This window comes from Deltaproteobacteria bacterium, assembly GCA_028818775.1.
Taxonomy (GTDB): Bacteria; Desulfobacterota; Binatia; order UBA9968; family JAJDTQ01; genus JAJDTQ01.
On sequence record JAPPNE010000140.1, the window covers coordinates 51,196 to 78,038 of the forward strand.

Annotated in this window: 25 protein-coding genes; 16 read left to right on the forward strand and 9 right to left on the reverse strand. The window is 68.0% G+C overall.

What is annotated here, in order from left to right:
* Window positions 1-13 precede the first annotated feature (13 nt).
* Window positions 14-955: a calcium/sodium antiporter gene (locus tag OXU42_15295; protein MDE0030754.1), complete on the reverse strand. Its 942-nt coding sequence runs from the start codon at window positions 953-955 to the stop codon at window positions 14-16.
* 199 nt (window positions 956-1,154) lie between these two features.
* Here OXU42_15295 and OXU42_15300 point away from each other — a divergent pair, with 199 nt between their 5' ends.
* A complete protein-coding gene (locus tag OXU42_15300) occupies window positions 1,155-2,075 on the forward strand; it encodes an LLM class flavin-dependent oxidoreductase (GenBank protein ID MDE0030755.1) in 921 nt (306 codons plus the stop codon).
* Between the two features lie 27 nt (window positions 2,076-2,102).
* Here OXU42_15300 and sthA read toward each other — a convergent pair whose 3' ends face one another.
* The 3 genes from sthA to OXU42_15315 form a co-directional block, all read right to left on the reverse strand.
* Window positions 2,103-3,497 carry a Si-specific NAD(P)(+) transhydrogenase gene (gene sthA / locus OXU42_15305; protein MDE0030756.1) on the reverse strand — a complete coding sequence of 465 codons (1,395 nt, stop codon included), beginning with the start codon at window positions 3,495-3,497 and terminating at the stop codon, window positions 2,103-2,105.
* A gap of 40 nt (window positions 3,498-3,537) precedes the next feature.
* Window positions 3,538-3,891, reverse strand: coding sequence for a 2Fe-2S iron-sulfur cluster-binding protein (locus tag OXU42_15310; protein MDE0030757.1), 354 nt, complete (start codon window positions 3,889-3,891; stop codon window positions 3,538-3,540).
* 81 nt (window positions 3,892-3,972) lie between these two features.
* Window positions 3,973-5,628 carry an FAD-binding protein gene (locus OXU42_15315; GenBank protein MDE0030758.1) on the reverse strand — a complete coding sequence of 552 codons (1,656 nt, stop codon included), beginning with the start codon at window positions 5,626-5,628 and terminating at the stop codon, window positions 3,973-3,975.
* Window positions 5,629-5,731: 103 nt separating this feature from the next.
* Here OXU42_15315 and OXU42_15320 point away from each other — a divergent pair, with 103 nt between their 5' ends.
* The 8 genes from OXU42_15320 to OXU42_15355 all read left to right on the forward strand — a co-directional run bounded on the left by OXU42_15320 (window position 5,732) and on the right by OXU42_15355 (window position 14,374).
* Window positions 5,732-7,474, forward strand: a complete 1,743-nt coding sequence (locus OXU42_15320) for an amidohydrolase family protein (protein MDE0030759.1) — start codon at window positions 5,732-5,734, stop codon at window positions 7,472-7,474.
* Between the two features lie 23 nt (window positions 7,475-7,497).
* A complete protein-coding gene (locus OXU42_15325; protein ID MDE0030760.1) occupies window positions 7,498-8,244 on the forward strand; it encodes an iron-containing redox enzyme family protein in 747 nt (248 codons plus the stop codon).
* Between the two features lie 36 nt (window positions 8,245-8,280).
* Window positions 8,281-9,144, forward strand: coding sequence for a hypothetical protein (locus OXU42_15330; GenBank protein MDE0030761.1), 864 nt, complete (start codon window positions 8,281-8,283; stop codon window positions 9,142-9,144).
* 21 nt (window positions 9,145-9,165) lie between these two features.
* Entirely contained in the window at window positions 9,166-9,789 is a 624-nt protein-coding gene (locus OXU42_15335) for a cyclase family protein (GenBank protein MDE0030762.1), read from the forward strand.
* Between the two features lie 126 nt (window positions 9,790-9,915).
* Entirely contained in the window at window positions 9,916-10,875 is a 960-nt protein-coding gene (locus OXU42_15340; protein ID MDE0030763.1) for a D-2-hydroxyacid dehydrogenase family protein, read from the forward strand.
* Window positions 10,876-10,878: 3 nt separating this feature from the next.
* A complete protein-coding gene (locus OXU42_15345) occupies window positions 10,879-11,775 on the forward strand; it encodes an NYN domain-containing protein (protein MDE0030764.1) in 897 nt (298 codons plus the stop codon).
* 49 nt (window positions 11,776-11,824) lie between these two features.
* Entirely contained in the window at window positions 11,825-13,171 is a 1,347-nt protein-coding gene (locus OXU42_15350) for an MFS transporter (protein MDE0030765.1), read from the forward strand.
* A 33-nt stretch (window positions 13,172-13,204) separates the two neighbouring features.
* Window positions 13,205-14,374, forward strand: coding sequence for an MFS transporter (locus OXU42_15355; protein ID MDE0030766.1), 1,170 nt, complete (start codon window positions 13,205-13,207; stop codon window positions 14,372-14,374).
* A gap of 28 nt (window positions 14,375-14,402) precedes the next feature.
* Here OXU42_15355 and OXU42_15360 read toward each other — a convergent pair whose 3' ends face one another.
* Together OXU42_15360 and OXU42_15365 are read right to left on the reverse strand one after the other, a co-directional pair.
* On the reverse strand, window positions 14,403-14,828 hold the full coding sequence (locus OXU42_15360) for a type II toxin-antitoxin system HicB family antitoxin (protein MDE0030767.1): 426 nt from the start codon (window positions 14,826-14,828) through the stop codon (window positions 14,403-14,405).
* Window positions 14,807-15,001, reverse strand: a complete 195-nt coding sequence (locus OXU42_15365; protein ID MDE0030768.1) for a type II toxin-antitoxin system HicA family toxin — start codon at window positions 14,999-15,001, stop codon at window positions 14,807-14,809. The genes OXU42_15360 and OXU42_15365 overlap by 22 nt, the downstream gene beginning before the upstream one ends.
* Window positions 15,002-15,182: 181 nt before the next feature.
* On the opposite strand from OXU42_15365, the gene OXU42_15370 reads away from it, so the two are divergent.
* The 5 genes from OXU42_15370 to OXU42_15390 all read left to right on the forward strand — a co-directional run bounded on the left by OXU42_15370 (window position 15,183) and on the right by OXU42_15390 (window position 20,719).
* Entirely contained in the window at window positions 15,183-16,025 is an 843-nt protein-coding gene (locus tag OXU42_15370; protein ID MDE0030769.1) for a xanthine dehydrogenase family protein subunit M, read from the forward strand.
* Complete coding sequence (locus OXU42_15375) at window positions 16,022-18,370, forward strand: xanthine dehydrogenase family protein molybdopterin-binding subunit (GenBank protein ID MDE0030770.1); 2,349 nt, start codon at window positions 16,022-16,024, stop codon at window positions 18,368-18,370. The genes OXU42_15370 and OXU42_15375 overlap by 4 nt, the downstream gene beginning before the upstream one ends.
* Window positions 18,371-18,372: 2 nt before the next feature.
* Window positions 18,373-18,837, forward strand: a complete 465-nt coding sequence (locus OXU42_15380; protein ID MDE0030771.1) for a (2Fe-2S)-binding protein — start codon at window positions 18,373-18,375, stop codon at window positions 18,835-18,837.
* A gap of 68 nt (window positions 18,838-18,905) precedes the next feature.
* Window positions 18,906-19,952: a hypothetical protein gene (locus tag OXU42_15385; protein ID MDE0030772.1), complete on the forward strand. Its 1,047-nt coding sequence runs from the start codon at window positions 18,906-18,908 to the stop codon at window positions 19,950-19,952.
* Window positions 19,949-20,719 carry a 3'-5' exonuclease gene (locus OXU42_15390; GenBank protein MDE0030773.1) on the forward strand — a complete coding sequence of 257 codons (771 nt, stop codon included), beginning with the start codon at window positions 19,949-19,951 and terminating at the stop codon, window positions 20,717-20,719. Before OXU42_15385 ends, OXU42_15390 begins: the two co-directional genes overlap by 4 nt.
* Window positions 20,720-20,723: 4 nt before the next feature.
* On the opposite strand, the gene OXU42_15395 is transcribed toward OXU42_15390, so the two are convergent.
* The 3 genes from OXU42_15395 to OXU42_15405 all read right to left on the reverse strand — a co-directional run bounded on the left by OXU42_15395 (window position 20,724) and on the right by OXU42_15405 (window position 24,115).
* Window positions 20,724-21,959: an MFS transporter gene (locus OXU42_15395; GenBank protein MDE0030774.1), complete on the reverse strand. Its 1,236-nt coding sequence runs from the start codon at window positions 21,957-21,959 to the stop codon at window positions 20,724-20,726.
* A 115-nt stretch (window positions 21,960-22,074) separates the two neighbouring features.
* Window positions 22,075-22,956, reverse strand: coding sequence for a DMT family transporter (locus tag OXU42_15400; GenBank protein MDE0030775.1), 882 nt, complete (start codon window positions 22,954-22,956; stop codon window positions 22,075-22,077).
* A 97-nt stretch (window positions 22,957-23,053) separates the two neighbouring features.
* Window positions 23,054-24,115: an ornithine cyclodeaminase family protein gene (locus tag OXU42_15405; GenBank protein ID MDE0030776.1), complete on the reverse strand. Its 1,062-nt coding sequence runs from the start codon at window positions 24,113-24,115 to the stop codon at window positions 23,054-23,056.
* Between the two features lie 218 nt (window positions 24,116-24,333).
* Between OXU42_15405 and OXU42_15410 the strand changes: the two genes are divergently transcribed.
* Both OXU42_15410 and OXU42_15415 read left to right on the forward strand, forming a co-directional pair.
* Window positions 24,334-25,416: a tricarboxylate transporter gene (locus OXU42_15410; GenBank protein ID MDE0030777.1), complete on the forward strand. Its 1,083-nt coding sequence runs from the start codon at window positions 24,334-24,336 to the stop codon at window positions 25,414-25,416.
* A 178-nt stretch (window positions 25,417-25,594) separates the two neighbouring features.
* The coding region (locus tag OXU42_15415) for a tripartite tricarboxylate transporter permease (protein ID MDE0030778.1) at window positions 25,595-26,843 on the forward strand (1,249 nt) is incomplete at its 3' end.

Genomic DNA, 26,843 nt, shown 5'->3' on the forward strand with positions numbered 1-26,843 from the left:
CCCGCTTGTCCGATCAGACGTTGGTGAGCGGACCGTACTCCATGACGATGTACAGGGTGTAGACGACGAGGCAGAGCGCGCCCGCCAACCGTCCGAGCCGCCCGCGAAACGCCAGCCACGAGATCAGCACGACCGTCGCGCCCAACATCGTCCAGATGGCGAGGTGGAGCAGGTGCGGCGGAACGTCCAGCGGATGGACGGTGGCGACCAGGCCGCCGATGGCCAGGAGGTTGAAGATGTTGGCGCCGAGCACGTTGCCCACCGCCACCTCCGAATGCCCGCGATAGGCGGAGACCACCGCCGTGGCAAGCTCCGGCAGCGACGTGCCGACGGCGACCACCGTCACGCCGATGACCGCCTCCGACACTCCCAGCAGGCGCGCGAGCCCGATGGCGCCTTCCACCAGCAGGTGCGATCCCGCGACCAGGCAGCCGAGCCCGACGGCAAGCGTGCCCACAGTCATCCAGACCGGACGGTCGGCGGCATCCTCGTCCGTCCCCGCCTCGGGAGGGTTGCGGCGGGCGCGGCGGACGGAAATCACCGTGAACGCGACGAGGCAGGCCAGCAGCAGCACGCCGTCGATCCGGCTCAGACTGCCCGCCATCCCGAGTATGATGAAGAGCGCCGCCACCCCGGTGGCGACGGCCCCTTCGAAGCGCACCTCGCGCGGGTTCACCACCATCGGGCAGACGCAGGCGGCGGCCCCGAGGATCAGCAGCAGGTTGCAGATATTGCTGCCGACGATGTTCCCGATGGAGATGCCGGGGGCGCCGCGAAGGGCTGCATCCAGGCTCACCAGCAGCTCCGGCATGGTGGTGCAATAGGCCACCACGGTGAGCCCGATGATCAGGGGCGAGACGCCGAAGCGCCGCGCAAGCTGGACCGCGCCCCGCAACACGAACTCCGCCCCGCCCATGAGCAGGACGAAGCCACCGGCCAGTTCGAGATAAATCATGAGGGTCTTCGGGCCTGTCTCGCAGGATCGGGCGGTTCGAGGTTGAGTTCGCGGGACCGGGACGGCCCGAGGTTGATCTTCAATAGTCCGATAACCGGCGTGAGTCAAATCCGCGAATCCACCAGGAGAGGCAAGGGGGCGCTGGAAGATGCACCGTGCCATCTGGTAGTGTCAGTAACGGACAAGGAGACGGAAGGACATGGGAATCGGCATCGGCATCGGCTTCACCGGCTGGCCCTTCGGAGAGCCCAACCCCGAGGCATTCTGGAGCGCCGTGGACCTGGCGGAAAACCTGGCCATCGACTCGCTGTGGCTGAGTGATCGCGTGGTGTCGGAAACCCTGAGCCTCGAGCCCGTGGTGGCGCTCTCGTGGGTGGCCGCGCGTACCCGCAAGATGAAGTTCGGCACCAGCGTCATGGCCCTCCCGCTCAGGAACCCCACCGTGCTGGCCAAGGAGCTCGCCACCCTGGACTTCCTGTCGGGCGGACGGCTGCTGCTGGCCGTGGGTCTCGGCCGCGACGACGACACCGAGCTTCAGGCCTGCGGCATCCACCGCGCCGAGCGCGCCGGCCGCACCGAGGAAATGGTGCATCTTCTGCGCGCCCTGTGGTCCGGCAACAACGTCAGTTTCGAGGGGAAGTACTACCACCTCGAGGACGTCTCCATTCAGCCCAAGCCCGCCCAGGCCGATCCGCCCATCTGGGTCGGCGGACGAAGCGGCCCCGCCTTCCGCCGCACCGCCCGCCTGGCCGACGGCTGGCTGGCCTCCCAGATGCTGCCCGCGGAAGTGGAGACCGCCATCGCGCGCATCCGGAAACACGCCGACGACTACGGCCGCCGCATCGACCACGACCATTTCGGCGTGCTCTTCAACTACTGCTTCGCCAAGGATTCAGAGGAAGCCGCCCGCATCGCCCGCCCCCACGCCCTGCGCAACCGCACCGACGTGGAGTTCACCGAAACCTCCGCCCTGGGCACGGCTCAGGACATCACCGCCGCCATCCAGCGCTTCATCGACGCCGGCGCCTCCAAGTTCGTCGCCCGCCCCGCCTGCCCCCCCGAAGCCATCCACGACCAACTCCGCCGCCTCGGCACGGAGATCATCCCGCGGTTCGCCTGACGACTGTCATTCCTCCAAAAACGCGGCCTACCGCACTTCCGCGATCTTGTTGAACCCGTCGTAGGCGGCGACCTTGTAGGCTTCGGCGAAGGTGGGGTAGTTGAAGACGTTGTCGCGGAAGTACTCGATGGTGCCGCCGAGGGCGATGACGGCGTGGCCGATGTGGATGATCTCGGTGGCTTCCTCGCCGATGGCGTGGACGCTGAGGAGCTTCAAGGTGTCGGGGTCGAAGATCAGCTTCAGCATGCCGGCGCGGTCGCCCACCATCTGGGCCTTGGAGACGTCCTCGTAGAGGGCCTTGCCCACCTCGTAGGGCACGCGCTCGGCGGTAAGCTCCTGCTCGGTGCGGCCCACCATGGAAATCTCCGGGATGGAGTAGATGCCGTAGGGGAAGAAGGGCGCGGGCTTGAGCGACGGCCCGTCGAACATGTGGGTGCTGGCGAGACGCCCTTGCTCCATGGAGGTGGAGGCCAGCGCGGGGAAGCCGATGCAGTCGCCCACCGCGTAGATGTGCGGCCGCACGGTCTGGAAGTTCTCGTTCACGGTAACACGCCCGCGCGCGTCGGTGTCGATGCCGATGCGGTCGAGCCCAAGCTGGTCGGCGTTGGACTGCCGGCCCACGGTGTACAGGAGGGCGTCGCCGGTGACGCGCTTGCCGCTCTCCAGCTCGGCGCGCACCAGGCCGTTGTCCTGAATGCGCACGCCGGTCACGTGTTCCCCCAGGCGGAAGATGGCGTCGCGCCGGCGCATGTGGTAGCGCAGCGCCTCGATGATCTCCCGGTCCACGAAGTCCAGCATGGTGTCGCGGCTTTCGATGAGCGTCACGCGCACGCCCAGGGCGGAGAGCATGGAGGCGTATTCCAGGCCGATGACTCCGGCGCCCACCACGATCACACGCCGGGGGATATCGCCGTGGCCCGAGCTGCCGAGATCTTCCGCCAACATGACCTTCCGGCCGTCATAGGGGATTTCCGGGTCCCGCGCCGAGCGCGTGCCGCAGGCGATGAGGATGTGGTCGCCCCGCACCTGATGTCCGTCCTCCACCTGCAAGGTATGGGGGTCGACGAAGCGCGCCCAGCCGTTCACCAGGGTCACGTCGTTGCGCTGGAGCTGATCGGTTATCTGGGCTTGTTCCCGCTCGACTACGGTGCGCACACGGAACATGAGGTCGTCCACCGTGACGTGCGACTTGGGCGAGTAGGCTTGCCCGTAGAACGACTTCTGCTGGAAGCCCGTGAGGTAGAGCACCGCCAGCCGCAAGGTCTTGCTGGGGATGGTGCCGGCATGCAGGCACACGCCGCCGAGCATGTCGTAGCGGTCGATGACCGCCACGCGCTTGCCCATCTTGGCGGCCGCGATGGCGCCCTTCTGCCCGGCCGGGCCGCTGCCGATGACCACCAGGTCGTAGGATGTTGGCTCCATGGTTCCGTCGTCCTGTCGCGTGCGGAAACGGTTCCGGTGCTCACAGCTTCTCGTCGTCGGGTACGGTGTCGGTCACGAGGTCGCGGATCAGCGGCCGCTTGGGCAAGGGTTCCACCCGGGCTCCCTCGGGTGCGAGGCGCGCGGTGCACAGGTAGGCGACCTGTCCGTCCACCAATGCCATGCAGGTCTTGCACGCGTTGGCGTTGACGCAACCGTAACGGAACGCCAGGCTCGAGTCCACGTGGGCGCGCACCCACACGAGCGCGTCGAGGACGGACATGCCTTCCTCGTAGGGTACACGGTACATGTCGTACCGTTCGGGGTCTCCGCCGCCGCCGCGCCGCACGCGCAACTCGGTCGTCGTGTGGCTGGTCCGCGCTGTCGTGCCGCTCATTTTGATTTCGCCCTCGCCACCCCTGGATTCCCGCTTCCGCGGGAATGACGGTCCACGGCGTCGGGTGTCTTGCTCCCCATCCTACCAGCGCGCCGCCACTTCTTCGGCCTTCATTTCGATCACTTGGTTCCGCACGAGTCCCGGGTCGCTCTCCGGGAAGTCCAGGCGCTGGTGGGCGCCGCGGCTCTCGGTGCGGCCCAAGGCGGCCCGGGTTACCGCCTCGGCGGTGGCGAGCATGGCGTACAGCTCCAGCCGGTCCTGCAGGTCGAGGTTGTAGCCGCCGCCGGCGTGCACCGTGACGGGAGTCTCCCGGATTTCGCGGATGCCGTCGAGCGCGCGCCGGAGTCGGTCGCCGGTCCGGAAGGGTCCGACGTCCTCCCACATGAGGTCCTGCAGCCGGCGTTGCAGGACATTGGCCGGGACGCCGTCGTCCGAAAACGTCTCCGCGGCACACCGCAGACGCGCCACCGCGTCCTCGGCCGCCGCATCGTTCCAACCCGAGGAGGTGCCGGCCGCGGCGCCGGCCGCGCGCCCCGCGCATTCGCCGAAAACCAGCGCCTCGGTGATGGCGTTGCCGGACAGGCGGTTGGCGCCGTTGGCGCCGCCCACGGCCTCACCGGCGGCATAGAGGCCCGGCACGCGGGTCTCCATGCGCTGGTCCACGCGGATCCCGCCCATGTGGTAGTGCGCCGTCGGCGCCACCTCCACCGGCGTCTTCGTGAGGTCGATGCCGTTCGTCGCCAGCCGGTCGATGACCGGGCCGAAGGCGTCCCGCAGGGCCGCGTCGGGAACGTGCCGGAAGTCCAGGTAGACGCCGCCGTGGGGCGAGCCCCGGCCCGCCTCCACCTCCTTGAGGATGGCGTAGGAGGCCTGGTCGCGCACCGTGGTGTACTTGCCGCTGTCCTGGCCGCCGTAGCGGTGCATGAACTCCTCGAAGTCCCCGTTCAGCAGCCTGCCGCCAAGCTTGTAGCGGAAGGGGTCCCACATGATGGGGTCCATGCCCACGAGCCGGGGCGCCAGGTGGGCGATGGGGAAGAACTGCACGAACTCCATGTCGATGAGGTCGGCACCGGCCCGCAACGCGAGGGCGTAGGCCTCGCCGCCCATGTTGGTGGAAGCGCTGTTGCGCCGGAAGATCTTGGTGAGCCCGCCCGCCGCCAGGACGATCGCCTCGGCCGCAAAGGTGACGATGTCGCCGGAGACCACGTCCAGGCCCACCGCTCCCACCGCGCGGCCGTCGGCTACCACCACGTCCGTGACCGTCACGTTGCTGACCCGGCGCACGCCGCTCATGGTGCTCACCTGGCGCCGCAGCGTCCCCGCCACTCCCGGCCCGGTGTTGAGGAAATCCACGTAGCAGCAGCGCGCGCGGCCGTGGCCGGGCGCCTGGACCTGGCGGATGCGCCCGCCCGCGGCGCGCGCCCAGTGGGCGCCCCAGCGGTCCATCTCGAAGATCCGGGCGGGGCCGTTCTCGCACAGGAGGCGCGCGAGCTTCTCGTCGCACAGTTCGCGGCCCGCGGCGAGCGTGTCGTCGAGGTGGTCGGCCCAGTGGTCGCGCTCTTCGTGCCCGATGGCGGCGGCCACGGTCATCTGCGCCATGATGGTGGCGCCGCCGCGTCCCACGAGCGACTTGTCCAGCAGCAGCACGGAGGCATCCTGTCTGGCCGCGGCGATGGCCGCGTACATGCCCGCGCCGCCCGCTCCCACCACCAGGACGTCTGCCGACAAATGAGTCACGCGGACGAGTCTAGTCAAAAGCGGGAAGACCGTCCAGCCGGAACGCACGGGCGTCTCGGGAAGCGTGGCCGTGATGGTTGCAGGTGGGCCTTTCCTTGACGCGATGCGGACTTTCGGTCTAACTAGGGGAGTCGGACAAGCATATTCCACACTTGGCAAAAGGGGGAGAACCATGGCGCATGATCTGGTCGTAAAGAACGGGCTGGTTGTCGACGGTACCGGAAGCCCCGGCTTCGAGGCGGACGTGGCGATCGCTGGAGGAACCATCGCGGACATCGGCAAGAACGTCGGGCCGGGCACGACCGAGATCGACGCCCGCGGCCAGGTGGTGGCGCCGGGATTCATCGACTCCCATACCCACATGGACCTCTTCATCGTGCAGTATCCCCACGGCAATCCCGTGGTCAACTACGGTGTCACCTCCATCGTTATCGGCGACTGCGGCGCCTCCATCGCGCCGGTGCCGCCCGTGGGCGAGCCGCGTGACGTGCTGATCAAGTACCTGCGGCGTGTGCTCGACGACTACGTCAACGACGACGACTGGAAGTGGACGACCTTCCCCGAGTACCTGGACTACCTGGAGGGCCGGGTGGGGGTGAACGTGGCCGCCCTGGTGCCCCACTCCCCGGTGCGGCTGGTGGTCATGGGCGAGGCGGCCTACCAGCGCGAAGCCACGCCCGAGGAGCTGGAGGCCATGAAGCAGATGGTGCGCGAAGGGATGGAGGCCGGCGGCATCGGCTTTTCGTCCAGCCCGCGCGGCGGCCCGGCCATCCACGCCGGCACACCGAGCACCCTGGCTACCCAGGAGGAGATGGCGGCCCTTGCCAACGTCGCCGGCGAGTACGGCGGCTGCTTCCAGTTCAACGGGTTCGGCAACCTGCTGAAGCCCGAGAGCGGCTTCCCCGAACTGGTGGAGAAGATCAACGTGCCGATGATCGGCAACGAGTTCCGCGTGCGGCCGGGCGAGAAGGCAGACGGGGAACGCGCCATCGAGTACATGAAGGAGGCGCGGGAACGGGGCAAGGACATCTACGGCGTGGTGATTCCGTATTCGCATATCCGGCGGTTCGACGTGGACGACTGCTTCATCTTCGACGGCCTGCCCCTGTGGGAAGAGATCAAGCAGGACCGCGGCGAGCTGGCGCGCAAGCTTCAGGATCCCGACGTGCGCCGCAGGCTGGACGAGCAGCGGCGCGAGAACGCTGGCGAGCCCGCCTACATCGAGTGGCTCGGATGGCAAGGCGTGTACTTCGACGTGATGCAGCGCGAGGACCTCAGGTCGCGCGAGGGACAGAACGTCGCGGAGATCGCCGCGGCCAGCGGCAAATCCGAGTCGGACGCCTTCTTCGATACCTGGCTCGAGGACGGGCTGGCGTCGAAGCTCTACTACCAGGGTTTCGCCAACGGCCACATGGGCCTGCTTGCCGACATGATCAAGACCACCGAGGGGCTCATCGGCACCGACGCGGGCGCGCACCTGGACCGTTTCTTCTGGCACGGCGCCCCCACACGGGTGCTCGGCCACTGGCGCCGCGACAAGGGCCTCTTCAACCTGGAGGAGGCGGTGCACAAGGTGACCGGCCATCCCGCGGCCAAGCTGCGAATGAACCGGGGCATCCTCAAGACCGGCCTGCCGGCCGACGTCACCGTGTTCGACCCGGACAAGGTCGACGACCTCGCCAGCAAGCGCATGCCGAAGAAGCTCGACGAGAACGAGATCTTCCGCCATCCGCCGGGTATCGGCGCGGTGGTGGTCAACGGCGAGGTCGTGCTGGAGGACGGCGAGTGCAAGGACGTCTTCCCCGGCCAGGTGCGGCGCCAGCAGCTCTTCGTCCCCGGCCAGTAGCCGAGGCGGAGTCGGGAGGAAGTATGGAAGTGCTCGCGCCGGAAGCGCTGATCGACGACCTCCGTGGTGTCCTGCGGGGCCGGTATCCGGTGCATCCGGTCCGGCGACTGCTCCTGGGTGGAGATCTCACCCGGGAGCAGTTGCAGGGTTGGGCCAAGAACCAGTTTCACGAGTTCCGCAACATCCATCGGTTCTTCGGCATCCGCTACCAGAAGTGCCCCATCCAGGCGCTGCGGCGCATGCTGCTGGAGAACATGGTGGAGGAGGAGGGTGAGGATCTGTTCGGCGGCGAGTACCCCAGCCACGCGGAGTTGTGGACCCGTTTCGGCGAGGGTCTGGGCATTCCGCGCGAAGAGATGCAGGGCTACGAACCCCTGCCGGGAATCAAGGCGGCCCTGGAGATGTACGTGCAACTGGTGCAGCAAAGCCACTGGGCCGTGGCCATCGGCACCGGACTGGTCTTCGAAGGGGAAGGTCCCAAGCGCATGGGCGAAGAGCGCCAGGCACTTGAAACGAACTACCCCTGGATTCCCTCGGAGGCTCTGGCGTTCTTCCGGGCACACGAGTACCATGACGAAGGACACGGAAACTTCATCGTGGAAGTGATCAAGGAACACATCATGGACGCGGGGCTTCAGGAGGAGATGCGCGCGGCCGTGAGAACCCGGGTGGACATCATGTGGCTGCAGAACGAGTCCATCTATCAGGCTTTCGTGCGCCCCCAACTCAGCCCCGAAGCCGCCGGCCGGCTGGAGGCCGCGGCCAACTGACCCGGCGGCCGGAGCCGGCCGCCGGAGACCACGCCGATGAGTTCGCTGTTCGGCAAGACGATTGCATTCCTGGTACTCGTGGCGGCCACGGTGGCGCTGGGGTACACCGCGTGGGAGATTCGCGACCTGAAGGCGTCTCTCGCCCGGACGGCCCAGGGCAACGAATCCAACCTGACCGAGATGATGATCTCGCTCGCCCATGCCGAAGGGCAGCTCGCGCGGGTGCGCGAGACGGTGGAGCTGCTCGGAGCCAGCGGCTTGTCGGAGAACTCGGACGGCACCGCGTTGGAGGGCAAGCTCACGGCGGCCCTGTCATCTGCGCAGCGGGAGGTGTTGCAGCAGGAATTGAAGAAGTGGACGCAACAGCTCAGGGAACAGCGGGACAAGAGTCTGGCCGCGGTACGGGAAAGTCTCGAGCAGGAAGTGGGCCGCAGCGTCGCGCAAGGTAACCAGCAGTTGTCCGCGCTCGTGGAAAGGAACCAGGGGAGCCTGACCGAGCAACTGAAGGACCTGGGAACGAATCTCGCCAAGCCCTCGGGGTCCACCGTGCAGCAGGGCCAGACTTTGGCGAATCTGGAAAAGCGTCTGGCGGCGGTGGCGGATACGGTAAGGGAGCAGGGGCAGGCTCTCGCTCAACGCAACGAACGTGACGACAAGCGCTGGGATGAGCTTTCCCTGGCGTTGGAAGAGAGCATGAAGGCTACCCAGCGGCGTTACGCCGAGGTAGCCGCGCTCCTGAAGGCGCAAAACGACGGCGCAGCGAAGCCCGACAATGCGACGACAGGGTCGGGGCAGGCAGGGCAGGGGACACAGTCGCCGGCGGGCGACCGTGCGCAGCAGGAGCGGTTGGCGGAATTCTGCGCCGAAGTGCCTCAATCCGCCCTGTGCCGGAATCGGTAGCGGCGCCCGGCAAGAAACGACATGCAGTACTACGACATCTCACTCAAGCTGAGCCCCGCCACCGCGCGCTGGGTGACCGGTACGCCGTTCGAGCTGGTGGACCGCAGGCGCATGCAGCGTGGCGACCACAACAACTCGTCGAGCGTGAACATGAGCGTCCACAGCGGCACGCACATGGATGCGCCGTTCCACTTCGTTGCCGAGGGCGCGTCCATCGACGAGCTGCCGTTGGAGCTTTTCATCGGGCCGGCCCTGGTGCACGAGGTGGACGCGCACCGCTACATCACCGCCGAGCATGTCGCGCCACTCCCGCCGGGCGAGCGCATCCTGTTCAAGACGAGCAACTCGGAACTCCTTCGGCGCGCCGCGTATGATCCCGACTTCGTGGCCTTCTCGGTGGAGGCGGCGGACGCCCTGGTGGCCAAGGGTTACGGCCTCGTCGGACTCGACTACCTTTCGGTCGCCCACGCGGACGAGCAGGTGCCGGTGCACCGGGCCTTCCTGGATCACGGGCTCGCCCTGCTGGAGGGCGTCGACCTGACGGACATTCGCCCGGGGATGTACGAGTTGATCTGCTTCCCTGTCTGCATCGCCGGCGCGGACGGAGCTCCCTGCCGCGCCGTTCTCCGCGACCTCGCGTCTTGAAGAACCTGTGGGACTTCCTGCCCTGTCCTGTTTTCATTGGCGTGCCCGGCCGCACCGTCGACGCCTGGCGCGACGAACGCAGGGGCGGTCCGCGCGCCCGCGGGTGAAGCACCCTGAAAGGTACAAATGAGCAAGTTGCAAGCCGCCTTCCTGGATGACTATCAGAACGTCGCCCAGTCGCTCCTGGAAGCGCGGGAAATTCCGGAAGGCCTGGAGGTGACGGTCTTCCACGACCATCTGAGTGACGACGACGCCCTGGCCGAACGGCTGCGGCCGTTCGACGTGGTATGCGTCATGCGCGAGCGCACGCCCTTCAGGCGCACGCTCCTGGAACGCCTGCCCAACCTGCGGCTGCTGGTCACGAGCGGCATGCGCAACGCGTCCATCGACCTGGACTGCGCGCGCGAGAGAGGGGTGACGGTGTGCGGCACGCCCAGCGTGGGCGCGCCCACGGCGGAGCTCACCTGGGGCCTCATCCTGGGACTCCTGCGGCACATCCCGCGAGAAGACCGGGCCACGCGTGCGGGAGGCTGGCAGGAGACCGTGGGCACGGGCCTCCCGGGCAAGACCCTGGGCGTGGCCGGTCTGGGCAAGCTCGGCGCCCGCGTGGCGCGGGTGGGGCTCGCCTTCGACATGGACGTGATCGCGTGGAGCCAGAACCTGACCGAGGAACGTTGCGGAGAGGTGGGCGTGACCCTGGTGAGCAAGGAAGAATTGCTGGCGCGATCCGACATCCTCACCATCCACCTGGTGCTGAGCGACCGCACCCGCGGGCTGTTCCGGAGCGCCGACTTGGCGCGGATGAAGCCCACGGCCCTGATCGTCAACACCTCCCGCGGCCCCATCATCGACGAGGCCGCCCTGGTGGACGCCTTGCGGCGCGGGGCCATCGGCGGCGCGGGCCTGGACGTCTTCGACACCGAGCCTTTGCCGCCGGACCATCCGCTACGGAATTGCGACAACACGATCATCACGCCGCACCTGGGCTACGTGGAGGAGGCGAACTACGGCGCCTACTTCGACGGCTACCTCGCCGCCATCAAGGGCTACATGGACGGCTCTCCGGTGAACGTGGTGAAGAGGTGAGCGGTGGCTGAAAAGAACCAGAACGACAACGTGGCACAGACCGAAAACCTGGCGCTCTACTGCGACTTCGAGAATATCGCCATCGGCGTACGCGACGCACGCTACGCCAGTTTCGACATGCGCAAGGTCCTCGACCGCCTGCTGGTCAAAGGCAAGATCGTCGTCAAGAAGGCCTACTGCGACTGGGAGCGCTACCGCGAGTACAAGCCGGTCATGCACGAGGCCTCCTTCGAGCTGATCGAGATTCCCCACGTGCGCCAGTCGGGCAAGAACTCGGCGGACATCCGCATGGTGGTGGACGCCCTGGACCTCTGCTACACGAAGTCGCACGTGGACACCTTCGTGATCATCAGCGGCGACTCCGACTTCTCCGCGCTGGTGAGCAAGCTGCGCGAGAACAACAAGGTGGTCATCGGCGTCGGCGTGAAGAACTCCACGTCAGACCTGCTCATCGCCAACTGCGACGAGTTCATCTACTACGACGACCTCGTGCGCGAGTCGAAGCGCCGGGGCGGCGCCAAGCGCGGGCGCACCGGGCGCGCGTCACGCAAGACCGCCGCCACGCCGGCGGAGGAAAAGGCGCCGGCAGAGGAGAAGGCGCCACCGGAGGAGAAGGCTCCGGCCGAGGAAACGGAGAAGCAGGAGGCTCAGGAGGCCCTGGACCTGGTGGTGGAAACGGTCGCCCATCTCTTCGACGAGCGCGGCGCCAAGGACACCATCTGGGGCTCCATGGTCAAGCAGACCCTCAAGCGCCGCAAGCCGGGCTTCAACGAGCGCTACCACGGCTTCCGCTCCTTCGGGAAGCTGCTGGAAGAGGCCCAGTCCCTGAACCTTCTGGACCTGGAGGCGGACGAGAAGTCCGGCGACTACGTGGTCAAGGGAGTCGTCCAGGACGACTGACGCATGTGCGGCTGGGAACATGCGGGCCGGGGCTCGTGAAATCCGGGTGTTGAGCGTCCTTTCCGCCGGCACCTTCCTGTTCTTCAACAGCTACGGCAGCATCAACGTCTCGGTCCCCATGATCCAGGCCGAGTTCGGCAGCAGCCTGTCGGCGGTGCAGTGGATCGCCACCATGGGGCTGGTGCTGTCTTCCAGCGTGGCCCTGTGTCTGGGCAGGGCGGGGGACATCCTCGGCCGCAACCGGCTGTACAGGATAGGAGTGACCCTCTACGGCGCGGGCGCGGCGCTGGTCGCCGCCTCGCAGACGTTCGCGCAACTCATGGCGTGCCGGTTGGTCATGACCGTGGGCCTGGCCATGGCCAACCCCATGTCGACGGCCATCACGGCCACCGTCGCCCGGCCGGAACGCACCGGCTGGAGCCTGGGCGTCCTGTTGTCGGCGGCCGGCATCGGACGCGCCACCGGACCGGCCCTGGGCGGCTTCTTCATCCATATGGCGGGCTGGCGCGCGGTGTTCCTGGCCAACGCCGCCATCGGCATGGCGGTCAGCGCCGCCGTCTGGCTCCTGCTTCGAGACAAGGATCAGCGGAGCCGCGAGGCCTTCGACTACCCTGGGGCGGCGGCCCTGATCCTGGGGTTTCCGTCCGTCCTGGTGGGGTTGAGCCTCGGTGCCAACAGCGGCTGGCGCTCGCCCTTCATCGCCGGTTGGTTCCTTCTCGGCGGCGCCGGCATGGCGGCCTTCGTGCTGCGCCAGTTCCGGGCGCGGCGGCCACTGATCCCGTTGCCGGTGATGACGAACGTCCCCCTGGTGTTGGCATTCCTCAGCATGGTGCTGTTCTCGGCGGCCTATTTCCCCATCTTCCTGCTGTCGCCGCTCTACATGCGCAACGTGCTGGACGTGACGCCGCTTGCTCTCGGGCTCATCCTGACGACGTTGCCGGTGGTGGCCGCGGTCTGTTCCCCGGTGAGCGGACGTCTCTCGGATCGCGTGCAGCCCTGGATGCTGGTGGCGGGGGGACTGGTGGCGGGCGCGGCCGGGATCGTCGCCTACGCCGGCTTGCAAGACGGATCGAGTCCGGCCATGGTGTTGCTGGCTCTCGCGCTGGTGGGGGTCGGCGTGGGCATCTTCCTGCCGGCGCACCAGAAGACCGTGTTCGGGCTGGCGCCCCGCGAGCACTACGGGCTCGTCGGCGGGTTGCTGTCGGCGTGCGGCCCGGGGGCGGGAGCCCTGGGCATCGGGCTGGCCGTGGCTCTCCTGGAAGGCGCGGGCACGGTGGGGTTCGTGGCCGCGCAGCGCGCCGCCATGCTGTGGTTGCTGCCGCTGCCCTTCCTCGCGCTCGGCCTCGTCCTCACCGGGCGCGTGCGCGGGTGGGGAAGGAGCGCCGCCGCCGACTGACGCCTCGGACGACGGGGAAGGGTGCGCGTTCGAATGGGAATCTCCTCCAACCTGCTGTACTCGCTGGCTTCCATCTGCATGGCCTCGGGCGCCATCGGGAGCGCCATGCTGGCGCCGTTCTACATGCACTCCAAGGGATTTCCCGTGTCGGTGGTGGGCATGCCGTTGGTGGTCAACGGAGTCGGCGCGCTGTGTTCCGACGTGTTGTCCGGCACGCTGGCATCCTATTTCCGCTCGAGCTTCCTTTTGCTGGGATCGATGCTCGTGGCCGTCGTCACGAGCCTGGTGGGCTACGCCTTCCAGGAGAGCTTGGCGGTGTTCCTGCTGGCCTTCGCCATCATCGGGCTCACGGAGGCCATGTTCAGTCTCGCCATACGGCGCATCGTCTTCGTCCAGTCCACGCCCGAGCAGCAGGGCAAGGCGCAGGGACAGGTGGCCGCCGCGCTGGGCCTGGGCTTCGCCCTGGGACCCACCATGGGCGGGTTCGTGGGCGAGTGGTGGGGCCTCGACAAGCTCTTCCTGGTGGTGGCGGTGCCCCAGAGCCTGGGACTGGTCTTCCTCCTGCTGGCGCGCGGACACCGGACCGAGAAGCCGGTGGAGCGCGGCTCGCTGCCCCTCTGGCGCGTGGGCAAGGGACTCCTGGCCCAGCCGGCTTTTCTCGGCGCCTGCCTCGCCATCTTCCAATCGTTCCTCTGCCTCATCGGCGTCACCCGCATCGCCTTCCCGTTCCTGGCGGTGCGCCGGGGTCTCACCCTCGACATCATCGGCACGATGGTCAGCATCTCGCGCCTGACCGACACCGCCGGAAGGCTCACCGGCGGCTGGCTGTGCGACCGCGTCGGCACCCGCACCGTGATCCTCCTGGGAGTCTTCGTCACCGTCCCCGCATTCGTCCTGCAGGTCTTCGGCCAGAGCTACATCGCGCTGCTCGTGCCGCTGTGCCTGATGACCGCCGGCTTCGGCCTCTCCAACGTCGGCTCCACCACCCTCGCCCTGCAGGTCGCCGACGACTCCAGCAAGGGCGTCGCCCTGGGCCTCATCCGCGGCGGCACCTCCTTCGGCCGCATGATCGGCCCCCTCCTCGCCGGCATCCTCGTGGCCGACCTGGGCTTCCACTGGGGGTTCGTCGCGCTGGGGGTGATCTCGTTCGCCATCGGCGGGGGAGTGGCGGGGCTGTTCCGGCGGCAGCGGGAGGTTGTGTAGCGAATTCGGCCCTTGGGCGAAATTACTTTCATCGGCTTCGCTGTTCCACGTAGCTAAGTGCCGCCCGGGTAAGCAGAGCCGAGCGAGTCTGACCTTCCCGGGCCGCGGCTTCATCGATAATTGCCAGAACACGTGCCGGTACGGTGATGTTTACGCGCTTGGCCGTGCTTGACAGCCTTGACACATCCACGCCGGCGAGTGCCCATATCCCATCCTTGTAGTCTTCCGACTCGCGGTGTGCTTCAAGTGATGCCGCTCGCGGTATCGCTTGCCCGTCCATGAGGAGCCCCTCGATGTGGCAGGCGATGGCCTCGTAAGCGGACTCAATGGCCTCCTCAAGGGTGTCTCCGGCGGAAAAACAGCCGGGCAGGTCCGGAACCGTCACCCCGTAGCCGCTCTTTTCGTCCTTGTGTATGACGATAGGAAATTGCATCAGCGATCCTTCCAGTCCCATTGTGCCTGTCGATAGATGTTGCGCAACGTTCCGGTGGGGATGTCCTTGGTTGGGTGTTTGACGGTTACGTGGCCCGGCTTCTCCGGATGGGCAAACTGTTGGTGGCTCCCTCGTGTGTTGCGGAGTGTCCAGCCGTCTCTTTTGAGTCTCCGAATGATCTCCGTACTGCGCACAGTATGTATTATACACATTAGCAGGTCGGGTCAAAGTGCCGCGACCGTGGTCGGTTCGTTGCAACGCCACTCGTGCGGTGTTATTCATGCGACGGTGACATGCAGCCTTCGCCAGGAGAGCCCGCGGAGTTGGTACGGCGCTCCGTGACGCATCCCAGGTACGGATTAAGGCCCACGGACCATGCGCAACTTCGACCTCCTCGAACCCAAGACCGTCACCGAAGCCTGCCGGATGCTCGATGACGGCGAAGACGTGCGCCCGGTGAGCGGCGGTACCGCGCTCTTGATCCTCATCAAGCAAGGGCTTTTGCGGCCCCAAACCCTGGTCAATCTCAAGAAGCTGGAAGGCGCCAACGCCATCACGCGGGATGCCGCCGGCGCGGTCCGCATCGAGGCCATGGCCACGATCCACGAGGTGGAGACCTCGCCGGTGGTGCGGGAGCACCTGCCGGTGCTGGCGGCGGCCTGCCACCAGGTGGCCAACATCCGCATCCGCCATCTCGCCACCATCGGCGGCAACTTGGCCCACGGGGATCATCAGTCGGATCCGCCGGGAGTGTTGGTGGCCCTCGACGCCGAGGTGGAGTTGAGCGGAACCCACGGCTCGCGCGCCATGAAGCTCGCGGACTTCCTCCTGGGCACCTACGAGACGGCGCTGGAGCCGGGGGAGATGGTGACGGCTGTAACCGTGCCGCCGGTGCGGGGGCGGCTGGTGGGCGACTACCTAAAGTTCACCACGGGCTCGTCGGAGGAGCGGCCGTGCGCGGGCATTACGGCGCTGGTGCGATTGGAGGATGACCGTCCGGTGGAGGCGCGGCTCGCGGTGGGGGCGGTGGCGGCCCGGCCACTGCTTCTGTGCGAGGCGGATCCCACCGAAGGGGCGCTTCAACAGATGGCCGAACGCGCCGCTGAGGAGATCGATGCGATCCCCGACCTGCGCGGATCGGCGGAGTACAAGCGCCACTTGGTGCGCGTGCTCGGGCGCCGCGCCCTGGCCGCGGCGTGGAAGGAGGCGTGCCCGTGAGCGCCGTCGGGAGCGACGTCCCGCGGGTGGACGGCAACGCCAAGGTTTGCGGCTCCGCCCAGTACACGGCCGACATCGAGCTGCCCGGCATGCTCCATGCAAAGGCGCTGCGTAGCCCTCACCCGCACGCGAGGCTCGTCAGCGTCGACGTGAGCAAGGCCGCGGCCTTGCCCGGCGTCATTGCCGTCGTGACCCGCGACGACCTCGAAGGTCTCAACCCCTACTACGGCGCGGTGGTGGAGGACCAGCCGGTGCTGGCCATCGACCGGGTGCGCTGCGTGGGCGACATCGTGGCGGCGGTGGCGGCGGAGGAGCGCGAGATCGCGGAGGAGGCGGTGGAGCTCATCGAAGTAGAGTACGAGCCTCTGCCCGCGGTCTTCGACGTGGTGGAGGCGGCCGAACCTGGTGCGCCCATCCTCCACGAGGAGCGCTTCGAGACCCAGGCGGCCGTCTTCCGCGAGCAGCTCAACTTGAACGCCGGCGGCAACGTGTGCAGCGTGTTCCGGGCCGCCGACGGCGACGTCGACGCCGGCTTCGCCGAGTGCGACGAGATCTTCGAGAACACCTACCGCATGCCTCCCGTGCAGCACGGCCACATCGAGCCGCACGTGGCCACGGCGGTGTGGGAGTCGCCCAACCGGCTCGTGGTGCATACGCCGTGCCAGAACGCCGTGGGGCTCCAGGAGCAGTTGGCGCGCATCTTCGACCTGCCCGAGAGCGGCGTCCGGGTCGTCGTCCCGTTCGTGGGCGGCGGCTACGGCGGCAAGACCCACGCCCGCCTGGAGCCGGTGACGGCGCTGCTGGCGCGCAAGGCCGGGCGGCCGGTGCAGTGGGTGCTGACGCGCGAGGAGGTGTTCCTCACCGGGCGGCGCTACGGCGGGTTCGTGCGCATGAAGACCGGCTTCAAGCGCGACGGCACCTTGGTGGCGCGGGAGGTGGAGGTCTTCTACGATCTCGGCGCCTATGCCCTGTCCGGGCCGGCCAACGCCAAGACCGGTTCCTACGTGGCCAGCGGGCCGTACCGCGTGCCCAACCGCAGGTTGACCACCTACGCGGTCTACACCAACCTGCCGCCGGCGGGCCCCTACCGCGGCGTGGGCGTGCCCCATGTGGCTTGGGCCTACGAGTCCGAGATGGACCGCATCGCCCGGCACCTGGGCATGGACCCGCTGGAGCTGCGGCTCAAGAACCTGCTTCAGGAAGGCGACGTCTTCGTCACCGGCGAGTCGCTGGTGTCGGTGGGCATTTCCGACTGTCTGCGGCAGGCGGCGGCGGGCGTCGGCTGGCGCGGCCGTGAGGAGCAGGCGGACAGCGCCGGCCAGGGCGCGCTGCGGCGCGGCAAGGGGCTCGCGGTGATCATGAAGAGCACCACCACGCCCACGGCGTCGGCCGCCGGCGTGCGCTTGAACAGCGACGGCTCGGTGATGCTCCTCACCAGCAGCACCGAGATCGGCCAGGGGGTGCGCACCTGCCTGGCGCAGATCGTGGCAGACCGGCTCGGCCTGCCGGTGGACCGGGTCACGGTGTCCGCGCCGGACACCGACGTGACGCCCTACGACAAGTCCACCAGTTCCAGCCGCACCACCTTCCACATGGGCAACGCCGCGCTGCGGGCCGCCGAGGAGGTGCGCGAGCAGCTTCTGGAGGCCGGCGCCCAGGCGCTGGAAGTGGACAAGGCGGATCTTGAACTCGGCGCCGGCGGCGTGAGCGTCCGGGGCGTGCCCGACCGGAGCCTCACGATCCCGCAACTGCTGCGGGTCAAGTACGGCGATTCCGTGGGCAGCGTGTTCGGAAGCTGCAACTTCCAGGTCAAGGGCGGCCTCGACCCCAAGACCGGCAAGGGCAAGGCCGCGGCCTTCTGGTTCTTCTCGGCCTGCGCCGCGGAGGTGGAGGTGGACGTGGAAACCGGCAAGGTGCGAGTGCTCGACATCGCCACCTCGGTGGACGTGGGCAAGGCCATCAACCCGCTCCAGTGCTGGCTCCAGAACGAGGGCTCCATGCTGGAGGCCCTGGGCGCGGCGTTCTTCGAGGAGATGGTGTTCGAGCAGGGCCAGCCGGTGAACGGAACCCTGCTGGAGTACATGCTTCCCTCCATGGAGGACCACCCGGAGCGCTTCCAGTCGCTGCTGGTGGAGACCCCGCACCCGGACGGTCCCTTCGGCGCCAAGGGCGCGGGCGAAGCGGTGATCCCGGCGGTGGCCCCGGCCATCGGCAACGCCGTGGCCAACGCCTTGGGCGGCGTGAACATCACCGAGCTGCCGCTCCGCCCGGAGCGCATCGTGGCGGCGCTGGCCGAACGCGACGCCGGGGCATCCGGGGACAGGCAGGAAGAGAGCGAGGGGTAGCCATGCGACACCTCATCACCGCCACCGTCAACGGACGCGAACGCGAGCTTTCGGTCAAGTCCAACCAGACCCTGCTGGACGTGCTGCGCGACGACCTGCGGCTCAAGGGGACCCACGAGGGTTGCAGCGTGGGCGTGTGCGGCTCCTGCACGGTGCTGGTGGACGGCAAGCCCGTCAGCTCGTGCCTGATGCTTGCCAGCAACGCCGAGGGGCGGGATGTGCTCACCATCGAGGGCCTCGGCCGGGACGGCAACCTCGATCCCGTGCAGCAGGCGTTCCTGAACCGCCAGGCGTTCCAGTGCGGCTTCTGCACGCCGGGCATGATCATGGCCGTCAAGGGCCTCCTCAACGAAAACCCCAAGCCTGACGAGGCCGAGGTGCGCGACTACCTGTCCGGCAACATCTGCCGCTGCGGCACCTACGTCGAGGTGATGGCCGCCATCGAAGACTTGACCGCGAAACCGTGATGACGATTCGGGGGCGGTGGCGGGGTCGCAGGCTGGCTTAGCAGGATACGAGTCCGGGAGGTGCGGCGATGACCGAACGCATACTGGCGGGAACGCAGGAAGGCTTGCAGGTGTGGCGCAACCGGGGTCGCGGCTGGGAGGAACTGGACGCAGCGCTTCCTCCAGGCACGGTGGACGCCATTGACGGCCCGGCGCAACGGCCCGGGATCGTTTACGCCAGCGTCGCCGGAGAGGGGCTGTGCCGCAGCGACGACGGCGGACAACGCTGGCGCACGGTTTTCTCCGGCAACGTGCGCGCCGTGACCGTCGACCCCACCGACCCGGACGTGGTCTACGTCGGCACCGAGCCCATCCACCTGTTCCGCAGCGAGGACGGCGGCGGAACCTGGGAAGAGCTGTCGGCGTTGCAGGACCTGCCGTCCGAGGTGCGCGCCAAGTGGACCTACCCGCGCCCGCCGCACCGGGAGCACGTGCGCCACATCTTCGTTTCGCCGGACGATCCCCGGACCCTCTACGTCTGCCTGGAGCACGGCGGCATCGTGCGCTCCTTCGACCGCGGCGCCTCTTTCGAGGACGTGAGCGGCGGCATCGACTACCTGGACATCCACCACATCAGCACCACCCCCGCGGGCGCGGGGCCTATGTTCGTGGCCACGGCCCAGGGCTTCTTCCGCAGCGCCGATCCAGGTTCGGGCTGGCAGCGGGCGGAATACGGCATGACCCGGGACTACTTCCACGACTTCGTCTTCCTGCCGGGAGACCCGCCGGTGGTGCTCGTGGCCACCGCGGACAAGTCGCCGGGCTACTGGGACCGTCCCGAGAAGGCCCAGGGCGCGCTCTTCCGCAGCCGTGATCTGGCCGAGAACTGGGAGCGCGTGGGCGTCGACCGCGGCCTGCCCGACCACATGCCGCAGATGGTATGGGCGCTGACCCAACATCCTGAGGACTCGGGGCGCGTGTACGCCGGGTTGGGTGCCGTTTCCCGCGGCCGTTCCAGCGACGCCAGCCAGAAGGGCAGGGGCGACATTCTCGTCTCCGAAGACGAGGGCGAATCCTGGGAGCGGCTGCCGCTGGAGTTGCCCGCCGATAGAGTCCTGCTGGTGCGGCCGGAATGACCTACGCCGTCTTCGACATCGAAACCCGCATCGACAAAGCTCTGGTCAAGTCGGTCTACGCTCCCCACGACGACGTCTCCGACCGGGTCGCCTACGAGCGCCTGCGCGCGGAGCGCGTGGCGGAGACCGGCAGCGATTTCCTTCCGCTCTCCTTCCACGTGCCCATCTCCATCGCGGTGGGCATCGTGAACAACGACGCCGTGCTCGTCGACGTGGAGACCCTGTGCGCCGACGACTACAGCGAGGAGGCCATCGTCCGCGACTTCTGGGAGCGGGTCGAACGCTTCAACGGCACGCTGGTGTCGTTCAACGGCCGCAACTTCGACCTCCCCGTCCTGGAGCTCCACGCTCTCAAGTACGGTTGCAGCGCGCCGCGCTACTTCAACCAGCGCTTCGGGCACCGCTACCGCTACTCGGAAGACGGCCACTACGACCTCTACGAGTTCATCGGCAACCACGGCGTCAACCGCATCCGCGGCGGCTTCGACCTCCTGTGCAAGCTCATCGGCCTGCGCGGCAAGGGCAACATCGACGGCTCCATGGTCCAGGACCTCTGGGAGGAGGGCCGGCTGGCGGAGATCCACGAGTACTGCCGCCAGGACGTGATCCAGACCTACTTCCTGCTGCTGAGGGTGGAGCGGATGCGGGGCCGCATCGACGAAAGCCGGTACGAGGCGGCGTGGGCCGCCACGGCACGCTTCCGCGAGCGGCTCGAAGCGGCCGGCCCCTCCAAGGACGACGGCGACGACGGTGCCGCCGCACCGTGAGCCGTTACCGCTCCAGCGTCTCTTTCGCCACGAACGCCAGCAGCGCGGTCGCCACCCACAGGATCGGGGTCAGGGCGAGAAACGGCACTCCGGGATAGAACGCGTCGGCGAGCATGCCGCCGGCCAGGGGGGCGCCAAGGCCCGCCAGGTCGGCGATGGTGCGGCGCATGGCCTGGAGGCGGCCGCGGACGTGTTGGGGCGCCACGTCGTAGGTGGAGGTGGCGAGGCAGCCCAGGGAGAGGCCGTTGGCGATGCCGAGGACGGACAGCAGTGCGGCCAATTGCAGGAAGGTGCCGGACAGGGGGATGGCGAGGAAGATCACGGCGGGGATCAAGGTGCTGGGCACGGTCGCCCACTTCCTGCCCACCTTGTCGAGGACGAAGCCCGCGGGCACGATCATGAAGAAAACCACCAAGCCCGAGATGGAAAAGAGCGCGCCCACCTCCACGGGCGTGAAGCCCAGGTGCGCGCCGGCATAGAGAGGCAGCATGCTCTGGAGCGTCAGCCGGAACATCAGGCTGGCGATGGTGGCGGCCACCAGGACCGCATACGTCGGGCGGAGCGACGGCTCCACCTCGCGGTAGAGAGCCATCAGGCGTCCGGCCAGGTGGCGCAGCCCCAGGCCTCCGGAGGCGGCCCGCACCGGGGTCCGCGGCGCCGCGCCCCGGACCGCCGGCTTGTCCACCGCCAGGCCGCAAAGGGTCGCCAGCGCGGACACAAGGGCGGAGGCGACGAACACGGTGCGGAAACCCGCGGATACGGTGAGGAAGCCGCCCACAAGCGGCCCCAGGGTGACGCCGCTGTGGTGGACGCCGTGAAATCCGCTCATCACCCGGCCGCGCTGGTTCTGGGCGGTGAGATCGATGCCGGTCACCTCCCGCCCCATGGCCCACACCGCGTCGGCGGCGCCGATGACGAACAGCGCGAGCAGCAGGCCCGCGAAGACCGGGCTCAGAAACGCCCCGAGGGCGGCCAGCCCGGTGACGGCGGCCCCGCCCACCATCATCACGCGCGGACCGGCGCGGTCGAGCATGATGCCGCTCACGGGCGTGCCGCAGAAACGGCCCGCGGCCCAGGCCGTGACCGTCTGGGCCGCCACGCCCATGGATATGTCGAACGAACTGGAAAGCACCGGGATGGTGGGCAGCACCATGCCCCAGGCGAGCCCGGAGAAAAGGGCGCTGCCGTAGAGCAGCACGAAGTTGCGCAGCAGACGCGGTTCGAGCCAGGCCACGTTCACGATGCCTTCCGGTGGCCGGCAGGGTCGCTCCCGCCGGTTTCCCTCATCGCCTCGCCCGCTGACGACCCTGCGCAAGCCCGCGCGGGAGAAGGGCGGTCCGCGGTCCCGGTTCCGCTCATTGCGCTGCGCCTCCCAGAGTGATGGCCAGCGTCCCGGCCACCACCGCGAGGCTGCCGCCCACGGTGCGCCGGGTCACCATCTCGATGTTGTGCAGAAAAGCCACGGTGTAGAGCAGCACCCACATGGGCTGGGTGGCCACCATGGGAGTGACGAGCACAACCGGACCGACGCTGAGAGCCGTGACGAACAACAGGAACCCCAGGTTCTCCAGCAGCGCTGCGGCCACGAACGGTCCCAGGGACTGCCGGTTCCATACCGGCCGGGTGGGCGTTCCCGGCAACGCCAGGTAACCGGCGAACGTCGCCAGCGATACGGCGCCGACGATGGCGGCGAACAGGATCGGGTAGCCGGCGTCCTGCAACGAGTAGCGCGCGATGTTGTGCACGACCGCCGCGCTGAAGGCGCCGCCCAGGGAGTAGATCCCGTGCCACCAGCGGGCGCCGGCCAGCCGTTCTTCGTCGCGCCACGAGACGAGGGTGATGCCCGCCACGACCAGGACGATGCCGGCGAGGACCCACAGGGTCGCGGTCTCGCCCAGGATGGTCAGCGCCAGCAGGGTGCTGAAGAGCGGATGGGTGGAGCGCAGCGCCGTGCCGCGGGCGGCGCCGATGTGGGCGATGCCGGTGTAGGTGAGCCAGCGCACCACGGGCATGAGGAACCCCACGATCACGGCGGGCCACAGGAACGAGGCACCCACGGCGGGCACCCCGGTAAAGAGCGCTACGACCGTCCACAACAGCACGGTCTGAGAGATCAGAGAGAGCAGGGTAACCGTGGTGGCGTTGGAGTACTGCAAGCCCCGGCGCGCGGAGATGATGCTGATGCCGTAGGTCCAGGCGGTCAGGAGCCCGACGGCTTGAGGCAGGTATTGCGTCATGGACGCGGGAGCCCACGCTCCGCTCCCGGCGGGACAAGCCCTCCGGGCTGGCGCCGGGAGATCCCGCGTTTTTTCATCCGTCCGGTGGGAACGGCCACTAGTTGCGGATGTCCTGCTGGAACCACTCCAGCGGCAGCTCGTGACCGAGGCCGTTCTCCTTCGCGTAGCGGTAGACCAGGTAGCCCACCGCGGCGAACTGGATGCCGGCGGAGAAGTTGTGGTGCAAGGTGGTCTGCCCGTCGTTCTCCCGCCCCGGCTTTTCGCCCATCAGCACCTCGGACAGGGTGGTGTGGTTCCGGTCGGTGTAGCGGCGCATGTAGTTCTTGTCGATGGGGCGCCGGTCGCGTTCCTCCTGGGTGCCCAGGGCATAGTTGAACACCGCCTGGTTGGAGGTCCCGATGACCACGTCCGCCTTCTCGTAGGTTTCGTCCTCGAGCTCCTCCGGACGCACGTCCACGACGTGCATGCCGGTCTGGAGCCAGTCCGCCTGGAACAGGGGCACGCGCGAGTCCGTGCAGGTGGCGCCGATGTCGGCGCCGCTCATGGCCTCCCGCGCCGAGTTGACGGCGGTCACCTTGATCCCCAGGGCTTCCGCCATCTTCTTCGCGTAGGCCTCGCGGTTGGCTTGGGTGGGGCTGAATACCTTGATGTGCTCGATGGGGCGCACGGCGCACGCGGCCATGGCGTAGGTGCGCGCCATGGCGCCGGAGCCCAGCACTCCCATGACCTTGGAGTCGGCGCGGGACAGGTGCTTGACCCCGACCCCGGCGGTGGCGCCCACCCGGTAGCTCTGGAGATAGCCGTCGTTCATGATGCACAGCAGTTCGCCCGTGCGCGTGTCCACCAGCAGGATGATGCCGCAGTACTTGCCCGGCTCGACGTTGAACCAGTGCTCGGTGACCGCGCCGTTGTATTCCTGCCAGGTCATGATGTCGAGCTTGAAGCGGAAGGCTAGGATCGGCGGGTCCTTGATGGCGCCCAGCAGCGAGCCCCAGCGGAAGTAGTCGCCCACGGTGGCGGTGGGGGACCACAGGTCGGTGCGCGGCTGGAAGGCGGCGTTGCCCTCGGCGAGCTGCCTGAGCGCGTCTTCCATGGCCTCGACGGCGTCGTTCATGTCGAGCGCCTGCTCGGCGATGCGGTTGTCGATCATCAGGGGCATGGGTGTTCTCCGGTGGCTGGACGATCACTGCTGTTGCTCTTCTGCTAGCAGCTTTGCGTCGCGGGTGTCCACCCTGGAGCGAACTAGTGGCCTGTCCGGTTAATTCGCAGCATAATCTGCGGGTCTTTTTTTGGGTTGCGGCGGGCGGCCGGCTCCGTTACCCTGTCCCGGATCATTTTCGAGCGGTGCCACCGCTTCCGAACTGGAGGACAGACAGCATGTACAAAGCCAGCCGTTATTTCTTTTACGGGTTGGTCGCGGCCATCTCGCTGACGTTCGCATGGCCGGCAACCGACGTTGCCGCGGCGGACATCAAGGGCAAGATCGTCACTTGGACGATTCCCTTCAGCGAGGGCGGCGGATCCGGCCGCTGGGCCCGTTTCGTGGAGCCGTTCCTGCGCAAGCACAGCGGCGCCGACGTCCGCCTCAAGTTCGTTCCCGGCGGCGGTTCCACCAAGGGCGCCAACCTCTTCGCCAAGCGCGCCAAGCCCAACGGCCTGGATCTCCTGGGCACCTCGGGCTCCACCCAGTTCCCGTTCCTGCTCGGCGACAAGCGCGTGAAGTACGACTACGGCAAGTGGCGCCCGCTGCTGGCCTATGCCACGGGCGGTGTCGCCTACACCACCCCGAAGCTCGGGGTCAAGACGGCCGCCGAGTTGGCAGCCAAGAAGCCGTCGCTCAAGTATGGCTCCCAAGGCGCCACGTCGCTGGATCTCGTCCCGTTGCTGGCGTTCGAGATGCTCGGCCTCGACGTCAAGGCGGTGTTCGGCATGAAGGGCCGTTCCGCCGGCCGCAAGGCGTTCATGACCGGCGAGACCACCATCGATTACCAGACCTCCGCGGCCTACCTCTCGAAGGTGACCCCGCTGGTGAAGGAGGGCAGCGCGCTGCCGATCATGTCCTGGGGCGCCCTGGACGCCAAGGGCAACCTGGTCCGCGATCCCAACTTCCCGGACCTGCCGCATTTCGCCGAGGTCTACGAGCAGGTCCACGGCAAGAAGCCGTCGGGCATCTGGTTCGACGCGTGGAAGGCTTTTTTCACCGCCGGCTTCCCGGCCCAGAAGTTCGTGGTGGTTCCCAAGGGCACGCCCGACGACGTGGCGAAGGCCTACGAGGATGCCTTCAACAAGATGTTGGCGGACCCCGAGTACATCGCCAACAAGGACAAGAAGATCGGCACCTACGACCAGGTGACGGGCGCGGCGGCCCAGTTGAAGTTCAAGGCGGCCACGCAGGTCCCGGCGGAGGCCAGGAAATGGGTGCGTGACTGGCTGACGAAGAAGTACAACGTGGTGTTCTGATCACGCGTCCCGCGTGTCCGCGTCCTGTCGGGCGCGACCGCGCTCGGACGGGTTTCAGACCCTGAAAGCGAGGGCGGCCGGACTTGCACGGCCGCCCTTTTTCGTTTCGGACCCTGGGCAGCACGTTCCTGGCCCTGATGGGCTCTAGGCCGTGGGCCGAGGACAGGAGGACCGGCGGATGTTGGACGCGCTCATCGAAGCCTTTTCGACGCTGCTGCATGCCCAGCACATGGCCTTCCTGGTGGTGGGCGTGCTGCTGGGCCTGGTGGTGGGGATCTTCCCGGGGCTCGGCGGCATCGTCGGCCTGTCGCTGCTGATTCCGTTCCTCCACGGCATGGATCCCGTGTCGGCCCTGGCCATGCTGGTGGGGCTGGTGGCGGTCATCCCCACCTCGGACACCTTCACCTCCGTGCTCATGGGCATCCCGGGCTCCAGCGCGTCACAGGCCACGGTGTTGGACGGCTTCCCGCTGGCGCGCAAGGGCGAGGCCGCGCGCGCCCTTGGGGCGGCGTTCTCGGCGTCGCTTTTCGGCGGGCTCTTCGGCGCGGTCATCCTCACCTTCTTCGTCCTCATCGCCAGGCCCGTGATCCTGTTCTTCACCACCGCGGAGCTGTTCATGCTCGCGGTGCTCGGCATCTCGATGGTGGGGGTGCTCTCGGGCAATTCCATCTGGAAAGGCGTGGCCTCCTGCGGCCTCGGGCTGGTGGTCGGCGCCATCGGCGGCGCTCCGGCCACCGGCGAGGAGCGCCTCGTGTTCGGGGTGGACTACCTGGCGGACGGCATCCCGCTGGTGGTGGTGGGGCTCGGCATCTTCGCCCTGCCGGAGGTGGTGGACCTGCTGCGCGGCGCCGGCGCCATCTCCCGGGCGCACGCGCTGGGGAAGGGCTGGCTGGACGGCTTGCGGGACATGATCCGCAACCGCTGGCTGTGCCTGCGCTGCGCCGGCATCGGCACGCTCATCGGCGCCATCCCCGGGCTCGGCGGCTCGGTGGTGGACTGGATCGCCTACGGCCACGTGGTGCAGACCGCCCAGGACAAGTCCCAGTTCGGCAGCGGCGACATCCGCGGCGTGCTCGCGCCGGAGTCCGCCAACAACGCCAAGGAAGGGGGCGGGCTCATCCCGACGCTGCTGTTCGGCATCCCCGGGAGCGGCAGCATGGCGGTCTTCATCGGCGGCCTCGTGCTGATCGGGTTGGAGCCGAGCCCGCGGATGCTGACCGCCGAGTTGCACGTCACCTACACCATCGTCTGGAGCCTCGCCCTGGCCAACGTGGTGGGCGCGGGCCTGTGCCTGTTCCTGTCTCCGGCCATCGCGCGCCTCACCACCATCCGCTACCACCTGCTGGCGCCCTTCATGCTGATGGTGATCTCCTTCGCCGCGTTCCAGGCGAGCCGCGACATCATGGATTTCGTCGCGCTGGTGGCCA